This is a genomic window from Extensimonas soli (assembly GCF_029211265.1).
Classification (GTDB): Bacteria; Pseudomonadota; Gammaproteobacteria; order Burkholderiales; family Burkholderiaceae_C; genus Extensimonas; species Extensimonas soli.
In genome coordinates, this window is the sequence record NZ_JARGEL010000017.1 from 123,638 (window position 1) to 139,989 (window position 16,352).

Consider the following 16,352-nt stretch of genomic DNA (forward strand, 5'->3'; position numbering starts at 1 on the left):
CGAGCAGGCCAATCTGCACTTATCGCACAGGGAGTAGACATGGCTTTTACAGATTGGCTCAAGCGCAACGTCACCGAGGCTCGAGACACCATCAACGCCGAGATCAGCAAGTTCAAATCGAAGGATCTGCTCGAAGCGATCGTCGCATCAAGTGCAATGGTCGCCTATGCTGATGGCCAGATTTCATCGGACGAGAAGCAAAAGCTCATGGGCTACCTGCGAAGCTCGGAGCAGTTGAAGCACTTCGACCAGAACGACGTGATCAAGCTTTTCCAGAAATACGTTGAGAAGTACGAGTTCGACGCCACCATCGCGACCGGCGAAGTCATGGCCGCTGTCAGCAAGTTCAAAGGCAAACCCCAGGCACAGTTGGTCGTTCGGGTGTGCTGCGCGATCGGCGCCTCCGATGGCGATTTCGATCAGACGGAAAAGGATGTGGTTCGACGGATGTGCGCCGAGCTCGAACTTGACGCGACTGCGTTTGGCCTTTGAGCATGGCGCCCTCAAGGCAACGAGTCACGCAGTACGCTCAGAACGGCTCGATTGCCTTGAAAGCACCCTGCTTGGTCATCGCGCGGCGCAGATCGAAACGATCAAGCGCGTCGATCACATCGATCGACTCCAACGCGCCGAAGTTTATGAATCCCCACTGGCTGCGTTGAACGCGCACGGATAGCAGATACTGATCTGCGTCGTGCCCGGTACTCGGATCGACCCGTTGAGTGTAAGCAGAGAGGACCACCACCTCGACGGTCGGCAAAAGCGCAAACGCCTCGGCGATAAGGCGGAAGCTGATGGAGTGAACGTGGCCGGCGTATAACTGTTGTAGCTTCGTTGCGCTCAAGTCTTTCACCGAGAGCTTGTAACCACGCTGAGGCACCACTGCAGTTTTGGTGGGCATGTCCTCGATCTCTGGAAGATCAACGTCAAAGACAAGCCGCACGCCTCCTTCCTGCAATTCGAACGAGACCAAGGTCTCTCTTGGCCAGGCAATGTCAGAAAGGGCCGTTTCCAGGAACACTTCCATCGCGTGGATGTTACCTCCAACAGCCTGGCGCATCAGGTGCTGCCGAGTTTGCTCAGCGGCCTGATGCGCCTCTTTCTCACGGGTCCAACGGCCGCAGGCTTCGCGATACGCCGCTTCGGTGTTGATTTCCACGCAGAAGTGACCCACTAACCCCCAGGATTTCCATCTAAACCTGACCCACGTACTAACCCTAACCTGCTGCTTTGTTGAGCAGCAGGAGACCAGGAGTGATAGACGTGGCAACACTGAGTGTCATCAGGCGCTGGGCCCTGCGAGAGCAGTTGTCCATCCGAGAGATCGCCCGCCGCACGGGCCTCTCGCGCAACACCATCCGCAAGTACCTGCGCGCAGGCGAGGCCGAGCCGCACTATGCCAAGCGGGTCAGTCCATCCAAGCTCGATCCCTTCGCATCGAAGCTCTCGGGCTGGCTCAAGACGGAAGCTGGCCGATCCCGCAAGCAGCGGCGTACCGTCAAGCAGATGTACGCTGATCTGCAGGCCCTGGGCTAGAACGATGAGGTGGTATGCGTTTTTCATGCCTCCCATCATGTTGTCACGACGAGCAAAAGGCACTGCGGCCCAATTTCGCAATTACGTCGTGAGTCGCCGCCGAGCGGCCCAAGCTGCGGTGTTATACGATATAGATTATGTTAAATGGCTTCAACATAACATTGCATCATATAGTGGGCGGGGTGCGGCGTCTAGCGCTCGTGATCCTTGCTTGGGGTGGGAGGCGTTGACTTGTCGGTTTCGGTGGAAGCGCTTTGGCCTGGAACCGGGCCGCGCTCAATGGCCCTGGCCATGTTTTCGTGCAACCGATCCATGACCGTTGCCTGTTCAGCAGCCGTGAGGTGTTGACCCTGAATTTGCTTTTTGAGCGCATCGAGCTGGGCGAAATTTGCTTGCAATTCCGGGTGTTGCTTGACGGCTTCCTGGCGAGGCAGCTCTTTGAATGCTTTGCTTCGGGCTTCCCGCTCTATGCGTTGAACAACTTCCTCAGCAGGAATTTTCCCCTTGTCGTAAGCGTAGGTGATTTGGGCGTAGCTGCCGTTGTCAAAATCCCGCTTGGGGCCGAGCGCCTTGTCGTGAATGACAAACCCGCGATCTTCGGATTCCTGCAGCGCGTGGTGCGCCGTTTGATCTACAACCTTGCCACGATAGCTTCGGCCATGCTGGGCCGCGGCTTCTGAAATCGTGATGTTTGGGGCCGAGCCTTTGGCGACCGCATCCAACTGCTTCAGCGAGGCCTGGCGAGCCCGGTATGGGGCCGCAAACTGCGACTCCACCCATTGCGGCGCATTGGGCTCAATCACCACGTCCGGGCCGTTCTTTGTGACAACGCGAATAGGCGTGGTACCCGAATTGTCAAAAATCAGCGCCTTGTCGGAGTGCTCCACTGCAGCCGGTAGGGTAATCCCCCCGCAAAACCAGCGCAGTGAGAAGTAGAAGTTTTCGAAGGAAAATTTTTACCATGAAGAAGTCCCGATTCACCGACAGCCAGATCATCGAGGCGCTCAAGCGCGCAGAGGCTGGTCTTGCCGTGCCCGAGCTGTGCCGCGAGATGGGCATCAGCACGGCAACGTTCTACAAGTGGCGCTCGAAGTTCGGTGGCATGGATGCCTCGCTGATGGCGCGCATGAAGGAGCTGGAGGAAGAAAACCGCCGACTCCGCAAGATGTACGTCGAAGAAAAGCTCAAGGCCGAAGTGGTCTCGGAGGCACTCGCAAAAAAGTGGTGAAGCCATCTCGCCGCCGCGAGATGGCTCAAAGGGCTGTGCAGGAACGAGGCATGTCGATAAGCGCGGCATGCCTGGCCTTCCGGATCAGCCAGGCTTGCTACCGATACGAAGCCAAGCACCAGGCCGAGAACGATGAGATCGCTGACTGGCTGCTGCGCCTGACGGACAACAACCGCAACTGGGGTTTTGGGCTTTGCTTCCTGTACCTGCGCAACGTCAGAGGCTTTGCCTGGAACCACAAGCGCGTGTACCGCATCTACAGGGATCTGGAGTTGAACCTGCGCATCAAGCCACGCAAGCGCCTGGTGCGCGACAAGCCCCAGCCGCTATCGGTACCAGAGGTCATCAATCAGGTGTGGTCGATGGACTTCATGCATGACCAGTTGGAGGACGGCAGAAGCTTCAGGCTGCTCAACATCATCGATGACTTCAACCGCGAAGCACTGGGCATCGAGGTCGACTTCTCGCTGCCCACGCTGCGGGTGATCCGCACGCTCACACAGGTCATAGCCTGGCGTGGCAAGCCGCAGGTCATTCGCTGCGACAACGGCCCGGAGTACATCAGCGCGGCCATCGAGGCCTGGGCCAAGTCGTGGGGCATTCGCTTTGAGCACATCGAACCGGGCAAGCCACAACAGAACGCCTATGTTGAACGCTTCAACCGCACGGTGCGCTACGAATGGCTCTCGCAGTACCATTGGTCTGATCTTGATGCGGTCAGGATGCACGCCACCCAATGGATGTGGATGTACAACCATGAACGCCCAAACATGGCCTTGGGCGGCATCACCCCCAAGCAGCGGTTGGCCATGGCCGCATAGCTCTACTTCTCCGAGCGCTGGTTAATGGGGGGATTACCGGGCCGGGTGCGGGATCTTTGGCGGATTGTGGAGCTGAGCTGCTGGCGTAGCCTTCAACGGGCAGGCCAGCGGCACGGGTGCGCGCAACAGCTTGGGCTACGCCCTTTCGAGCGTCGTCCACAAGTCCAGAGCCAAAAAAATAGCTGTCGAACTGTGTTGTCGTTGCCATGACGCGACCCCTTTCCAAGTCTTGATTTTACGCCTTGTTGGCGATTGCGAAGGGTTCGCGGTTTTTGCCTGCAATCCACGCTGGAGGCTTGCCGCGCCCGGACCAGGTGGTGCCGGTTGCGGGATCGCGATACTTCGGCTCAACCTTCGCTCGCTCGCGGCGCACGGGCCCCCGTGCTCCTGTTGGCAGGATTTCTTGAGCGGTTATGCCGTACTGATCCATGAGATCGCGGATCTGTTTTAGAGCCGCATCCAGTTCTTGCATGCGCGCTTCCTCGATCTTTTGATCCAGTTCGCTGCGCTGCTTCAACAGTTCGCTATAAGTTGAATTCATTGCTGTGGGGGGGATTCATACGTTGCGCCAGTTCGTGCAAATGTCCAAGTGGCGGGAGCAAGGACGAACCGCATAGTATGGACGCCTTCGCGTGCAACAAAGTCTCGTTCCAGTAAAGGGAGACTGTAGTAATCACCTATTTTTTCGGCTTTGATGGGTTCGCCTGCAGGTGTGCTGAATAGATATTCCTGCCCCGCCCTGCCCTCAAATATTGTGCGTTGTGCATACACCCACGCTTTGGAGGTGCCGACATGGCCAGACGCCATGTAATGCGGGGTAGCCGTCATGCCAGTGGAAAATTCTTCCGTTGCGCAACCGCCGAGCATGAGGGCAGTGAGGGTGATTAGGAGTGCTTGTTTCATGGTGGGGCCTCTGCTTAACGTCCAAATTCTTTGTCGCGATGGCGGCTTGCAGCCACCTCTTGTTGCCTGTTGCGGTCTTGGTTCCTGTCGGTGACGTTGATCTTTGGCACGTGGCCGCGCTCAATGGCATTGAGTGCGTTTTTGTTCAGGCGATCCATGACTACCTTGGCCTGTTCGACAGATAGCCGCTCTTGATCCACTTTGCGGCGTGCTGCCTCGACGCCCGCATACGCTCCCGCCAGTTCCGGGTACTTCTGCATCGCTGCTTCCGGACGCTCGTTCTTGAAAGCATCCACCATCCCCTGCTCGTGGGTCTTTTTGCCCGTGACGGTGTTGACGGTTTCGCGTCCGCGAAACTCATCTTTGCTTTGGATTGCAGCGAGCCTCGCTTTGTCCGCGTCGGTGGGGGAGTAGCCACGAACCTGCATCCCGCGTGCGGCAGCTTCCATCCACACTTCTCTCTTGAAGGTTTCACTCCCAGTGACGCGAATCTCGTCCCAACCCCGCGCCTGGGCGATCCGCACCATGGAATCGGCTACGGCGGCGCTGTTTGTCTGTGTCTCCAGCTTGTTGCCCCTGTCGCGGAACGCGACTGCTTCCGGATTGCGCTGGAAATGGTACTTGTCCCCTACCTTGAGGTATTTCGCAGCCACCTCTTGAGGAACTATCGGCTTGCGGTCATCTTCTGCTGGGCTGAAAACTTCATCCGACTGGACTTCGTTGTCTCCGCCGTCCCTGCCCTGCCCCGTGCCTTGCTCCACCTTGCGCATGTCCTTAGAAATCGCATTCAGAGCTTCTTGGCGGTGCACTGCCAGTTCCTTCGCTGCCGCGTCCGTGTCGGCCTGGCGCCTGGCCGCAACCGCGCCTAGTGCTTCCGGGTCCAGCACAGTCCCCTTTCGCTCTTCCTTGGTAAGCGTCCGGCCATCCCATCTTGAGACAAGCCCCGAGATAAAAGACCATGGTGCGAGCCCAACAACAGGAGCCCACCATGAACCCCAAGAGCCTGCCGCGTCGCCGGCACAGTGATGAATTCAAGGCGCAGGTGCTGCACGAATGCAGCCAGCCCGGAGCCTGCATCGCAGAGATCGCGCTGTCGCACAAGCTCAACGCCAGCCTCGTGCACAAGTGGCGCAGCCGCGCCCGGCGTGACCTGGCGGCCCAACAGCCACTGGCGCCCGCACCATTCATTGCACTGCCCATCACGCCGTCCCTGCATCCCGAGCCAGCAACGCCCGCACAGGGCGACGTGCGCATCGAGCTGCGCCGCGGCGCCACCACGGCGAGCATGCACTGGCCCGTGGCCGCTGCTGGCGAATGCATCCGGATGCTGCGCGAGTGCTTGCGATGATCCGCATCGAAGCCGCCTGGCTGGCCACAGCACCGCTGGACATGCGCGCGGGCACCGACACCGCACTGGCCCGCGTGGTGGCCGTCTTTGGTGCGGCGCAGCCGCACCACGCCTACCTGTTTGCCAACAAGCGCGCCAGCCGCCTGAAGGTCTTGGTGCACGACGGCATCGGTATCTGGCTGGCAGCGCGCCGGCTGCAGCAGGGCAAATTTGTCTGGCCGCCCGCCGATCCAGCCCATTGCGAACTGTCTCTCGCGCAACTCGATGCGCTCGTGCTGGGCCTGCCCTGGCAGCGCGTGGGCCCGGCCGGCGTAATCACCGTTGTCTGAATCGTCACCACTCCAACGCCGCTTGGCAATCGGGGGAACTGCCGATGGCGGCGCAAGCCGCCAGCAGGCACACTCGCTGCATGATCCAAGCCCCACAGTCCCTGAGCGAATGCAGCGCTGTGCAGCTGCGTGAGCTGCTCGTGCGGCTCATGGGAGAGCTGGATCACGCCAAAGCCGAGCTGCGCCACCAAAGCGCGCTGCTGCAAAAGCTCCAATTCGAAAACGCCCTCCTCAAGCGCATGAAGTTCGCCGCGCAGTCCGAACGCTTCGATCCACGCCAGCAAAGCCTGCTCGCCGACGAGATCGAGGCCGATCTGGCAGCGGTAGCCAGCGAGATCGAGCAGCTGCAGCCCGCCGTGCACAGCCCGCAGCCGGCCCGCCAGCAACCCAAACGCCAGCCGCTGCCGGCCCACCTGCCGCGGCGCGAGATTCGCCACGAACCACAGTCCACCACATGCAAGTGCGGCTGCCAGATGGTGCGCATCGGCGAAGACGTAGCCGAGAAGCTCGATTACGTGCCCGGGGTCTTCACCGTCGAGCGCCATATCCGTGGCAAGTGGGCCTGTGCCCAGTGCGAGACGATCACGCAGGAGCCGGTCGCGCCGCACGTGATCGACAAGGGCGTCCCGACGGCCGGCCTGCTGGCCCAGGTGCTGGTGGCCAAATATGCCGATCATCTGCCGTTGTACCGCCAGGAGGCCATCTTTGGGCGTGCAGGTGTGGCGATTGCCCGCTCCAGCCTGGCGCAGTGGGTGGGCTGCTGCGGCGTGCAGCTGCAGCCGCTGGCCGATGCGCTGAAGAAGGAGGTGCTGGCCCATGGGGTGTTGCATGCCGACGAGACGCCGGTGGCGATGCTCAAACCGGGCAACGGCAAGACGCACCGGGCCTACCTGTGGGCTTATGCGCCGGGGGCGTTGGAGGACATGCGCGCGGTGGTGTATGACTTTTGCGAATCGCGCGCTGGCGAGCATGTGCGCGCCTTTCTGGGCGACTGGAGTGGCAGCCTGGTCTGTGACGATTACGCGGGCTACAAGGCCAGCTTCCAGCAGGGGGTGATCGAAGCGGGGTGCCTTGCGCACGCAAGGCGCAAGTTCTTCGAGCTGCATGCGAGCAGCAAGAGCCAGATTGCCGAGTATGCGCTCACGCAGTTTGCCCGCATCTATGAGATCGAAGGGCAGCTCAAGGAGCTGCAGGCCGAGGAGAGAGTCGCGATTCGGCAGCAGCACAGTCGCCCCGTGCTGGACGCACTGCACGAATGGATGGCATTGCAGCGCCAGAAGGTGGCGGGCAATTCGGCGACCGCGAGGGCTTTGGACTACAGCCTCAAGCGCTGGGCAGCGCTGACGCGTTTCGTCGACGATGGGCGATTGCCCGTGGACAACAATTGGATCGAGAACCAGATCCGGCCGGTGGCCATCGGCAGGAATAACTGGTTGTTCGCTGGCAGCCTGCGTGCGGGCCAGCGCGCTGCGACCGTGATGAGCTTGATCCAGTCGGCCAGGCTCAATGGGCACGATCCGTATGCTTATCTCAAGGATGTGCTGAGCCGCTTGCCTACGCACCCCAATAGTCGGATTGGGGAGCTGCTGCCGCACCGCTGGAAGCCGGCGCTGGCATCTGATGCTTCGGTTTGAGGCTCAGCCATAGCCAGCGGATGCGGGCAAGGTGGGATGGGCGGACGCTTACACAGCGAACGCAAGGAAACCGCTGAAGCGCTCGAGGCGCGCATGCAGCTGCGCGGGATGTGAAGGCTTGGCGCCTCGTTCAGGAGGCAGGCGCGGGGCCCAGAGCTCCGCGTCGGGCGCAAGCCGGATGCGCGCGCAACTGCCGGATTAATGTGGAAGACCTCCTCGTAAGGGTGAGGGTAGCCCTGACCTGAGGCCAGTCCGAGCCACATGGTGACAAGGCTGTGCTTGGATCAGGCGGCGGCTGGCGTGGCGATGAAGAACTGCTGGAGGGACTGATGTTCCAGCTGACACAAACCGTTGGCAGCAATACCGCCTCGCCGCAAGGTTGGCAGCAGCTGGAGCTGATTCTGAGAAAGGCTCTGGAAGCGGGCATCTCTCCAGGCGACATTGCACGCTTAATCGAAAGGCACCTACAGAACAGATAGCCAGACCGCTTCCTGTTCGAGCGCCAGTCCGGATTGGCGCATTTGTTCGGTTAACGGACCCAGATAATCAGGCAACTGCAGAGCAGCACTGGTAAACTCCCGAAGCGTATCCTGCCATAGCCGCTGGCTACCATAGCGTGCCAGTTTGCTTTGCCAGTCGGGCATCAGCCAGTATTCGCAAGTGTCGCCAAGCTGTGCAAAGAGTCGCGCGAAATTGGCCAGCCCCACACCGTCATAGTCCGGGAACAGTACGACACGGCTTGCACGCGGGCGCTTCCCCAGCCAGGCGAGAAGCCGGCCATCAAGCTGTCCACCGTAGTACAGCAGGGTGGCTTGCGTTCCTACTGGCAGCCAATCCGTGCTGTCAAACAGCGCTTGGTTCTCCACCAGCCAGAGCGGCTGCCCGCTTTGCCAGGTGTCGCCAGTTTCAATGCGCAGGCTGGCAGCCCCGAAGTGGTGTGTGAGCTGGCTGAGTGGCAGTTCGCTCCCGTGTTCGCCTTGTCGCCAGAGAACCTTTTCACCAACGGCCTTGAGCAAGGGGTAGTAGCACTCATGCTGATGATTGCGCGCTTTGCTGTCGCGCGCGTGGGCGATGTGTTGTGCCCGTAGCGGCAAGTCGTCCGTGGTTAGCATCCCGACTTTGGGGGAGAGTGCGCTCAGATGGATATCGAATAGTCTCGGATCGCTGACACGGTAAACATCACCGCGCCCCTGACGCTGGCAGATTACCGCTCCTGTCTGCCTGGCAAAGCGATCCAGAGCGCTGCGCTGAGCGGCGGTGAAATGGCTGGCCGGCAGGGTTTGTTGGCCATGCAGCTTGAGCAAGGCAGCGCGCAGGGTTCGATCCATACTCAGGCATCCAGCGGTTCGATGACCTGCCAGCTATGGCGGCTGATCTGATTGCTGCCGTTGCGCGTGTGAATCGGAACGCAGTAACGCACGGTCGTCAGCGGCGCGGGCGAGGCAAAAATCAACGAGAAGCCGAACTCCGCCGCCGTGTCGATCAGGCTGCGCTGATTGCGGGCGTCCAGGGTCAGTGCCTCGTCCAGGTAGCAGATGCCCTGAATAGGGCGACGCTGATCCTGCATCAGATGCAGCATCGCCAGCCCCGTCACCAGTTTGGCCATCAGCACGGTGCCATTGGAGGCGGCACTGTCGAGGTCATCGAAGGCTTCCGGATCTCGATCTGCCTTGCCGACCCAGAAACGCAGGCGAAACAGGTCGGCCACCCGCAGGCCATGGCGGGCGTTACCCTCTTCGATCAGCAGGGTCTTGGCGCGATTGAGTTGATCATCGTCGAGTACGCTCTGCTGGTTGAACAGCTCGAAGGTTTCGCCACTGTCCACCGTGGCAGCGGTATTGATCAGTAGCTCGATGGCCTCGACCAGAATGGTTTCGTCTTCGGGTTCGATCTTGAATACTGCCAGATCGGAAAGTTGCCGGCCGCTGATCTTGCGGTTGAACTCGCGCATCCGGCGCTTGAAAGCAAACAGGCCGTCACGCAGTTCGCGCAGGCAGGCGGCCACATTCACCACCGCCGAGCGCACTTTCTTTTCCAGGGCTGCGGCTTCCTGCGGCAGGTGATGGGCGAATTCAACGAGACGAACAATCTCGCTTTCCGGTTCGCCGACAAACTGATACTTGGTCAATCCGCCGGTATGGATTTCACCCAGCAGATGGCGGATCTGCTCATCCAGCTCCAGCAACTGGCGGCAGTCGGCCTGATAGGTCTGCAGCCGCTCGGCCAATTGTTCCAGCGCGAACTCGGGCTGGGCCAACCAGGGGCTGTGCGGCAAATCGGCCAGCCAGGTGAAGGGGCCTTCGTGGTCGATTCGCTGATGACGGCGTTGCTCGATCTGCCGGTGTTGCTGCTGCAAGGCCGCCAAATCCTGTTGCCGCTGCTGCCGCTGCTGATCCAGTGCGCGGTGCCGTTCTGCCGACTGCGCCAGGCTGGCGCCGAGTTCGGCGAGTCTTTTCGCCAGTGTCTGCAGCCGCCCTTCGCGCTCGGCCTCGCTTTGCTGCAAGTCCTGCATGTGCGCGTAGTCTCGCAACTCAGCATCCAGTTGTGCCAGCTGTTGGTCTAGTGCCTGGCGTTGCTGTTTGACGTTTTCCAGAGCTTGGGCGGTGGCCAATTGTTCTTGCAGCTGAGCCTGCTGTTGCTGCAACTCCTGCTGCAATTCGCTCAGTTCCGCCAGGGTCCGTTGCTGATACTGTGCCGGCAGGGCTTCCAGCCGCAGTTGAATGCCAGGCAAATTGAATTGCCCGGTATTCGCATCGACCAAGGCCGCAAGCAGGGCCTTGCCATCAAGGCGGAAATCTTCATTGCCCAGGGTCAGTACCGGTTTGGCCAGCACCTTGTTCAGCGCATTGAGTTGTTCCGTCGATACGACACCGGCCAGTTGCTGATAGAGGTTCTGCCCTTGGGTGCGCAACTCCTGCGCCAGCTGCGCAGATTCCCGCTCGATCCGCGCCAGCTCGCGCTCGATGGCTGCTGGCGTGCGGCTCTGGGCCTGGCCGATCCTCACCACCAGCGCATCCCGTTGCGCCAGCAACTCGTGGCGGCGCGCCTCCAGCAGGGCACGGTCGGGGATCAATGCAAAACGCTGCTGCAAGGCGCGCAACTGTTCGCTTTGTTGGCCGAGCTGCTTTTGTTCCAACTCGCACTCTTTCTTCTCGCCAGCCGAATGCATATCCTGTTCGCGCAGGCGCTGCAGCTCGACATCGCACTGCGCCAACTCATGCTGCAAGGATTGCTGTCGGGTCTCGTAATGCTGTTGCCACTGACCCAGTGCCGTGTCGATCAAGGGGCGCCAGCACAGCAATTTGCCGCGCAAGACCAGACGGGCATCCTGCTTCTGCTCCAGTTCGCCCAAGGTGGCTTGCAGCCGCACGGCGGCCAGGTACTGGCTGCGTTCGGCGTTGAGGTCAGCAAACGCCTTGTCCCATTCCGCCTTGAAGTCGATGCTGGCATCCGGCAGATCGCGCCGGAAAATCTGCAGCAGATAGTCCTTGACCTCGCTGGAGCGCAGTTTGTCCAGGCGCAGCGTGCGGGTCAGCACCCGCTGAAAAACGCTGGCATCACTGGCGTGCTCCAGCCGGAAAACGCAGAAATCCTGCTGGCTGGCGAGCTTGCGGCTGCGTCCGCCATAGATCATGTCGGCGAATTCGCTGCTGCTGTAGCTGAACACCCTGCGTTCGTGGCTCGCCAGATGGCTGGCCAGTTGCGGTTGTGCCACCAAGGTGCCATCCGGCAGGCAGAACTCCTCGACCTTCAGCGGCCCGGCATAGGCGAAATACTCGTACTCGAAGCTTACACCCTTGCCCACGCAGCCCAGCACTACGGTGCCGGACTCCGGCAGCGACACCTCCAGCAGCACATAGGCGCTGTTGTTGGGGAAATAGAAGCGCCGGCTCTTGTCCACATCGTGCGCACCAAAATCCATACGGCGGCGGTCGATGATCAGCAGAAACTGCAGGGCATTGATCAGGCTGGTTTTGCCAGTATTGTTGGGCGCCACCAGAGAGACCGCACCATCGAGCGGCAGCTCGGCGCGCGAGTAGCCTGCACTCCCCAGCAGGACCAAACGTTGGAAGCCGTACTGCATCAGGTGTTCTCCTCGTCGTCTGGTGCATCCGCAGTCCAGTCTTCCGCGGCAGGCGTGCTCTCTTCGTAGCCATCGGTCTTGGCCGTCAAGGCCAGGCTTTCGAAATGGTCGAGGTAGCGGCATACAGCGGGCAGCAGTCGCCAGCCCGCTGGCTCGGCCACGGCAAAGCCCAAGTTGCAGGCGCGGCCCAGCAGCTCCACCAGGGCGTCGGGGTTGAGGCCCTCGGCATCCAGCAGGTCTTGCTGTTGCTTGTAGACTTCGGCCAGCCAGGCACTGTCGATCAGCCAATCGGTAAAGCGCTGCAGGGCCTTGCCGGCGTTGGCTTGAGCATCGAAGATCACCATGAACAGCAAGGCCAGCTGGCGGCTGATCTTGCCGATGTTGCTGTTGGCGTCACTGCTGTGAAACCAGGCAAAGCCCCTGGCATCCAGGCGCAGTTCGAACCCCAGCGCGGCAAACAAGCCGACATAGCTGGCCTCGTGCTGTTCCAGCTCTGCCCACAGCGCGGGCTCGGCCATGCGATTGAGGTGTTTGCCGGAGAGAAACAGCCGGAACAGCTCGGCCAATGCCGGCATTTGTGACAGCGCAGCTGCCAGAGCGTGTGGGATCGTCATTGCGGGATACTCACGCGGTGAGGGTGATGCAGGACGCGAATCGTCTGCAACGTGGTTTTTTCAGGCTGGCTGGCGGCCTCGAACTGCCAGCCGGGCTCATGTTGCAGGTCATGGAACAAGCGCAGCAGGGTGGCATCCTGCAGATGGGCGTAATGGTTGTGCAGCCAATCGAGCAGATTTTCCACTGGCAGGCTGCGGGCCAGATGCGCACGAATGGCGGCTTCGTCCACCTGCTCCAGCAACGGAACGCCATCGCCGGGTTCATCCTGCGGAAAGGCCACAGCCTGCGGCTGGTATTGGTGCGCGGCAGCCATGACCGCCCGTACCTCATCGCCCAATTGCAATTTGAAACCGCGCTCATTGCGCCAGACGGGGAGTGCCGTGTCATCCGTCGAGCGCGACAGTGCGCGACGCAGGCCGCGTTTGCGCACCTGCCCCAACAGCAAGCTGATGGCACTGGTCAGTGCGTTGTGCTGACGCAACTCTTCGCGCAAGGGCAGCAGTGTATCGGCGCACTGCTGCGCAACCAGCCGGCCAAAGCGCCGCAGCTCCTTGGCCTGGTGCGCCACCTGACGCAACTGCAGGCGATGCGAGTAGAGCGCACCCTGCACCGACAATTGCTCTAGGCCCAAGTCGAGCCCGCGCTCTGCTTCTTCCAGATAGCGGTAGAAAGTGCCCTGCGAGCCGCTGTCCATCATCTGGTTCATCGGCTCCACATAATGATCGTAGGCTTCCAGCACCTCGCGGTAGCGCTGGCTGATCGGCATGGTGCTGTCGGCGCTTTTGGCGTTTTCCGCCAGCTCAAAGAGCGCGTGCCGGTCCTGATCGAGCTGCAGACTGATCTGGCGGAAGAGTTCTGCCAGCTTGTTGGCGGCTCCGCGCACGCGATCCATGTCGGCCCCGAGCATCCCTTCATTGAGTGCTTCGGTGGCTTCACGGATCGCAGCAACACGCGCCTGCAGTACGGCAGCCAGGCCCAGCTCATGTTCACGGGTGAGGCCGCGCACGAACTCCAGCACATAGGCATTGAGCTGCAGATCGCTGCTGCGCGGCAAGGTTTGCAGGATGTCCGCATTGACCAAGGCACGCAGCACCGCGCCCTGCGTTTCGGCATCCCGTTGCCCGGATACCTTGGCAATACCGTTCAACACCTGATCGCTGGTCAGCACGGCAAACTCGCGCGACAGCCGCACCAAAAGCTCCACGGTGTCCCAATGGGTGTAAAGCGCGCAGACCAGCGAGCGAGGGTTGGCCATGTCAGTTCAGTCCCCACCACCGAGCAGCACAGTCTTGCGGACATAACCCCTGCGCAGCCGCGCCCTATCAATCTTATCCACGGCATCGAGCGCCTCGGTCTCCTGCAAAAACACCTGCATCTTCCCGCCGTGGCGCTTGTTGAACAAGCCATACCAGCGCCGCACCAGCACGAAATCACCCAGAAGATCGCGCACCAACTCCACGCGATAGCCTCTTTTGCTAGATTCGTACTCAATGTGCATTTACTGATTTTTTGTCCATTGCCGCCAGCGCCAAGTATAGACTCTCTTCATTCGATTGGGTGTAAATACCAGTGGTTGCAAGACTAGAGTGCCCGAGAAGTTGCTGTATCAGCGAAGGAGCAACCCCAGCCAAACCCAAATGGCTGCCGCGAGAATGGCGAATCCAGTGGGTAGAAGCCTTCTGCATCGACCCCGCATCCTCTTGCAAGCCCTGGGCACGCAAAGCCTCTGCCACCTGCAAAAACAAAGAGCGGAGGATCTTGTAAAGCGCACTCTCGCTCAAACGCTCATTCGCGGTCAGCTTGGAAATCAAAGGTGTCGATCCATCATTTTCGGACAAAGCACCTGGAAGGCCTCGGCTAAGCAAATAAGACTGCAAGGCAGCCATCACCTCATCGCTCATGGGCACGGCCCGAACCTTGCCGCCCTTACCCAACACCTTGAGCATCCAACGCTGCCCCAACTGACCAGGCAAGGGCTTGCTGTAAAGCCTGCCTATACGCGCATCCACCAGTTCGGAAAGACGCAGGCCCGTCGAATAAGCAAACAACAACAAAAAAGAAAACCGCTCGCGAGCAGGAGAAGAAGGCATCTGGGAGACATATTCCAGAACAAAGTTCCACTGGGAAGTAGAGAGCACGCGCGACAATTCCACGTCCTCAATGTCATTCCCGCCAACGTCCCTACCATCGGCTTGATCCTGAACGCCATTTGAAAATGATCGGACAGGCTTCTTGTTCACAACATCCCATGGGTTGAAGGCAAGGTAGCGCACCTGAACAAACCAAAAGAACATCCCGCGCAAAATCACCAGGGCTTGTTTGACGCTACCGATGGAAAGAGGCCCATCGAAAGGGCGCCAGTTCTCATCGCTGCGAGGGGTATTGCGCTTGCCAATCCAATCGGATTGAGAAATCTTGAAAGGCCACTCATGCTCGGGAGTGCGCCCAAGCATGCCAAGCCAATTACGGTAAGCAACGCAATCATCCACGTTAACAGCGTGCAGCAATTTGCCAAGCTCCAGCAACGACCACAAAAGAAAGCGTTCGCCTTCCTTGCGGTAGGAGCGCGCAGTGTGTGGGCTGCCGGATTTGGACTCTATCCACTGCAGTATGGCTTCACGATCGTCACGCACCTGAATCAGGCTACCAGAATCATTCCGCTCCACGATGGAATGATCAGAAACCATGGATTCGATATCCAGACACTCCATGGGTGCAATGCCATGAGAAACCCGCCTGGTCTGGATGACTGAAAGTGAATTGACTTGGCGTGGAGGTAAGGTTGCGTGAACTGGCACAGGCCCAAGACTTTCCTCGTATCCCTTCAACCAAGTCACGATGCGCTCAGCGCCTTTTTCACCGAGGCGCGGCACATCAGCCCACCAGCGGTATCCTTTGGAACGCATGCGATCCAAAAGATCGCGCATGGTATAGATTTTGGCGATCAAAAGCCGGTCGGCAACCTTTTTATGGAACCATGCCACCACCCAATCATCAAGGGTCGGGGTAGTCGTCACCAGGTTTTCTATCCAGCGCAGTGCTTCGAGCTGCTTATCGATGAGGCGCCGCCGTCGCTGGGCTTTTTTATCTATCAGTTGGGGGAAAGCCTCGACATAGAGACGAATCAACTCGGCTTCACTGTAAAAACCATCTGGATCATTTTCTTCGCGGAACTCATCGATGCTGGGCGGCAAAACGGTTGCCGCCGCGCCATCAACTCCGGGATCTGCAACCGAGCCATTCAGGACATGGCGCAGTGAGATACGTAGAAGACGCGCCTCACCAAATCGGCCATTGCGCAGTGCAGCCTGAGAAAGTGCATCCTGAAGCCAGCGCAAGGTAGATTTTGCGACACGGAGATCGATCCCGTCCTCAAGATACCTATCAGCAAGCTCACCCAGGTCGAGTCCCTGCAGCCAGCCACGGTAAAAGGCCAGGTGATGTCTGCCAATTTTACGTTCGTCTTTTTGCATGATGTGGATTATGAATGCTCGGTGCGCAGGATAAAGACAAAGATCAAGCAGGGGCAGTGAAGGCGCCGCAATCTTGCAGAGAGAACAGAATACAGTATTTGCAAGATCAATGTTTTAGCGATATAGATTTGATGATTATAGAATAAAATGCGCAGAACAGAGCAAAGATGGAAGGATAGGTATGGAAGGCGGCCTGTTTCCATAACGTATTTTTTGCGTCTTCTGTGCCCGAAGCCAGCTAGAGTTGATCTGAAGCGAATCTTCTTAGCCGTCACAAGCGCAAACGACGAAACGGCGGTCGTTTCCATAACGTTAACGACGAAGGTTTCGTAGCCGATAGGTTCGTCGTTAGCTGTATGGGGCAGGGTGTGTTTCCATACC

17 protein-coding genes and 1 pseudogene are annotated in these 16,352 nt (G+C 59.6%); 6 read left to right on the plus strand and 12 right to left on the minus strand.

Annotated elements, in window-relative coordinates:
• Positions 1-39 precede the first annotated feature (39 nt).
• Positions 40-492: a tellurite resistance TerB family protein gene (locus PYV55_RS08785; protein ID WP_275850268.1), complete on the plus strand. Its 453-nt coding sequence runs from the start codon at positions 40-42 to the stop codon at positions 490-492.
• A gap of 37 nt (positions 493-529) precedes the next feature.
• Here the strand turns inward: PYV55_RS08785 and PYV55_RS08790 are convergent, their stop codons facing one another.
• Positions 530-1,159 carry a hypothetical protein gene (locus tag PYV55_RS08790; RefSeq protein ID WP_275850270.1) on the minus strand — a complete coding sequence of 210 codons (630 nt, stop codon included), beginning with the start codon at positions 1,157-1,159 and terminating at the stop codon, positions 530-532.
• A 95-nt stretch (positions 1,160-1,254) separates the two neighbouring features.
• Between PYV55_RS08790 and PYV55_RS08795 the strand changes: the two are divergent.
• A pseudogene (locus PYV55_RS08795) lies at positions 1,255-1,533 on the plus strand (winged helix-turn-helix transcriptional regulator); the annotation flags it as partial.
• Between the two features lie 194 nt (positions 1,534-1,727).
• Here PYV55_RS08795 and PYV55_RS08800 read toward each other — a convergent pair.
• Positions 1,728-2,423, minus strand: coding sequence for a KfrB domain-containing protein (locus PYV55_RS08800; RefSeq protein ID WP_275850271.1), 696 nt, complete (start codon positions 2,421-2,423; stop codon positions 1,728-1,730).
• A 74-nt stretch (positions 2,424-2,497) separates the two neighbouring features.
• Here PYV55_RS08800 and PYV55_RS08805 point away from each other — a divergent pair.
• Positions 2,498-3,585, plus strand: a protein-coding gene (locus PYV55_RS08805; protein ID WP_275850273.1) for an IS3 family transposase whose coding sequence is annotated in 2 segments (ribosomal slippage) — positions 2,498-2,750 and positions 2,750-3,585 — 1,089 coding nt in all. Because the reading frame shifts where the segments join, the coding sequence is not laid out codon by codon here.
• Positions 3,586-3,820: 235 nt separating this feature from the next.
• On the opposite strand, the gene PYV55_RS08810 is transcribed toward PYV55_RS08805, so the two are convergent.
• Genes PYV55_RS08810 through PYV55_RS08820 form a run of 3 tightly spaced genes read right to left on the minus strand, consistent with a single transcriptional unit; the run spans position 3,821 to position 5,375 of the window.
• Entirely contained in the window at positions 3,821-4,126 is a 306-nt protein-coding gene (locus PYV55_RS08810; protein WP_275850274.1) for an H-NS histone family protein, read from the minus strand.
• A complete protein-coding gene (locus PYV55_RS08815) occupies positions 4,123-4,488 on the minus strand; it encodes a hypothetical protein (protein WP_275850275.1) in 366 nt (121 codons plus the stop codon). The genes PYV55_RS08810 and PYV55_RS08815 overlap by 4 nt, the downstream gene beginning before the upstream one ends.
• Positions 4,489-4,502: 14 nt before the next feature.
• The gene (locus PYV55_RS08820; protein WP_275850276.1) at positions 4,503-5,375 is read right to left on the minus strand and encodes an LPD7 domain-containing protein; all 873 of its coding nucleotides are present in this window, start codon (positions 5,373-5,375) and stop codon (positions 4,503-4,505) included.
• A 101-nt stretch (positions 5,376-5,476) separates the two neighbouring features.
• On the opposite strand from PYV55_RS08820, the gene tnpA reads away from it, so the two are divergent.
• From tnpA to tnpC, 3 genes are all read left to right on the plus strand, one after another.
• Entirely contained in the window at positions 5,477-5,836 is a 360-nt protein-coding gene (tnpA, locus tag PYV55_RS08825) for an IS66-like element accessory protein TnpA (RefSeq protein WP_246072851.1), read from the plus strand.
• Positions 5,833-6,165: an IS66 family insertion sequence element accessory protein TnpB gene (tnpB, locus tag PYV55_RS08830; RefSeq protein ID WP_186298463.1), complete on the plus strand. Its 333-nt coding sequence runs from the start codon at positions 5,833-5,835 to the stop codon at positions 6,163-6,165. Before tnpA ends, tnpB begins: the two co-directional genes overlap by 4 nt.
• 80 nt (positions 6,166-6,245) lie before the next feature.
• Complete coding sequence (gene tnpC, locus PYV55_RS08835; RefSeq protein ID WP_275850280.1) at positions 6,246-7,799, plus strand: IS66 family transposase; 1,554 nt, start codon at positions 6,246-6,248, stop codon at positions 7,797-7,799.
• Between the two features lie 464 nt (positions 7,800-8,263).
• Here tnpC and PYV55_RS08840 read toward each other — a convergent pair whose 3' ends face one another.
• The 7 genes from PYV55_RS08840 to PYV55_RS08870 form a co-directional block, all read right to left on the minus strand.
• Entirely contained in the window at positions 8,264-9,127 is an 864-nt protein-coding gene (locus PYV55_RS08840; protein ID WP_144735847.1) for a DUF7281 domain-containing protein, read from the minus strand.
• Between the two features lie 2 nt (positions 9,128-9,129).
• Entirely contained in the window at positions 9,130-11,883 is a 2,754-nt protein-coding gene (locus tag PYV55_RS08845; RefSeq protein WP_275850281.1) for a hypothetical protein, read from the minus strand.
• Entirely contained in the window at positions 11,883-12,497 is a 615-nt protein-coding gene (locus PYV55_RS08850; protein ID WP_144735851.1) for a condensin complex protein MksE, read from the minus strand. The genes PYV55_RS08845 and PYV55_RS08850 overlap by 1 nt, the downstream gene beginning before the upstream one ends.
• On the minus strand, positions 12,494-13,753 hold the full coding sequence (locus PYV55_RS08855; protein ID WP_144735853.1) for a hypothetical protein: 1,260 nt from the start codon (positions 13,751-13,753) through the stop codon (positions 12,494-12,496). Before PYV55_RS08855 ends, PYV55_RS08850 begins: the two co-directional genes overlap by 4 nt.
• 6 nt (positions 13,754-13,759) lie before the next feature.
• Positions 13,760-13,996 (minus strand): WGR domain-containing protein, encoded by a 237-nt coding sequence (locus PYV55_RS08860; protein ID WP_275850283.1) that lies wholly within the window; start codon positions 13,994-13,996, stop codon positions 13,760-13,762.
• Entirely contained in the window at positions 13,986-15,971 is a 1,986-nt protein-coding gene (locus PYV55_RS08865) for a tyrosine-type recombinase/integrase (protein WP_275850285.1), read from the minus strand. The genes PYV55_RS08860 and PYV55_RS08865 overlap by 11 nt, the downstream gene beginning before the upstream one ends.
• Positions 15,972-15,979: 8 nt before the next feature.
• A partial coding sequence (locus tag PYV55_RS08870; RefSeq protein ID WP_275850286.1) for a hypothetical protein occupies positions 15,980-16,352 on the minus strand: 373 nt, incomplete at its 5' end.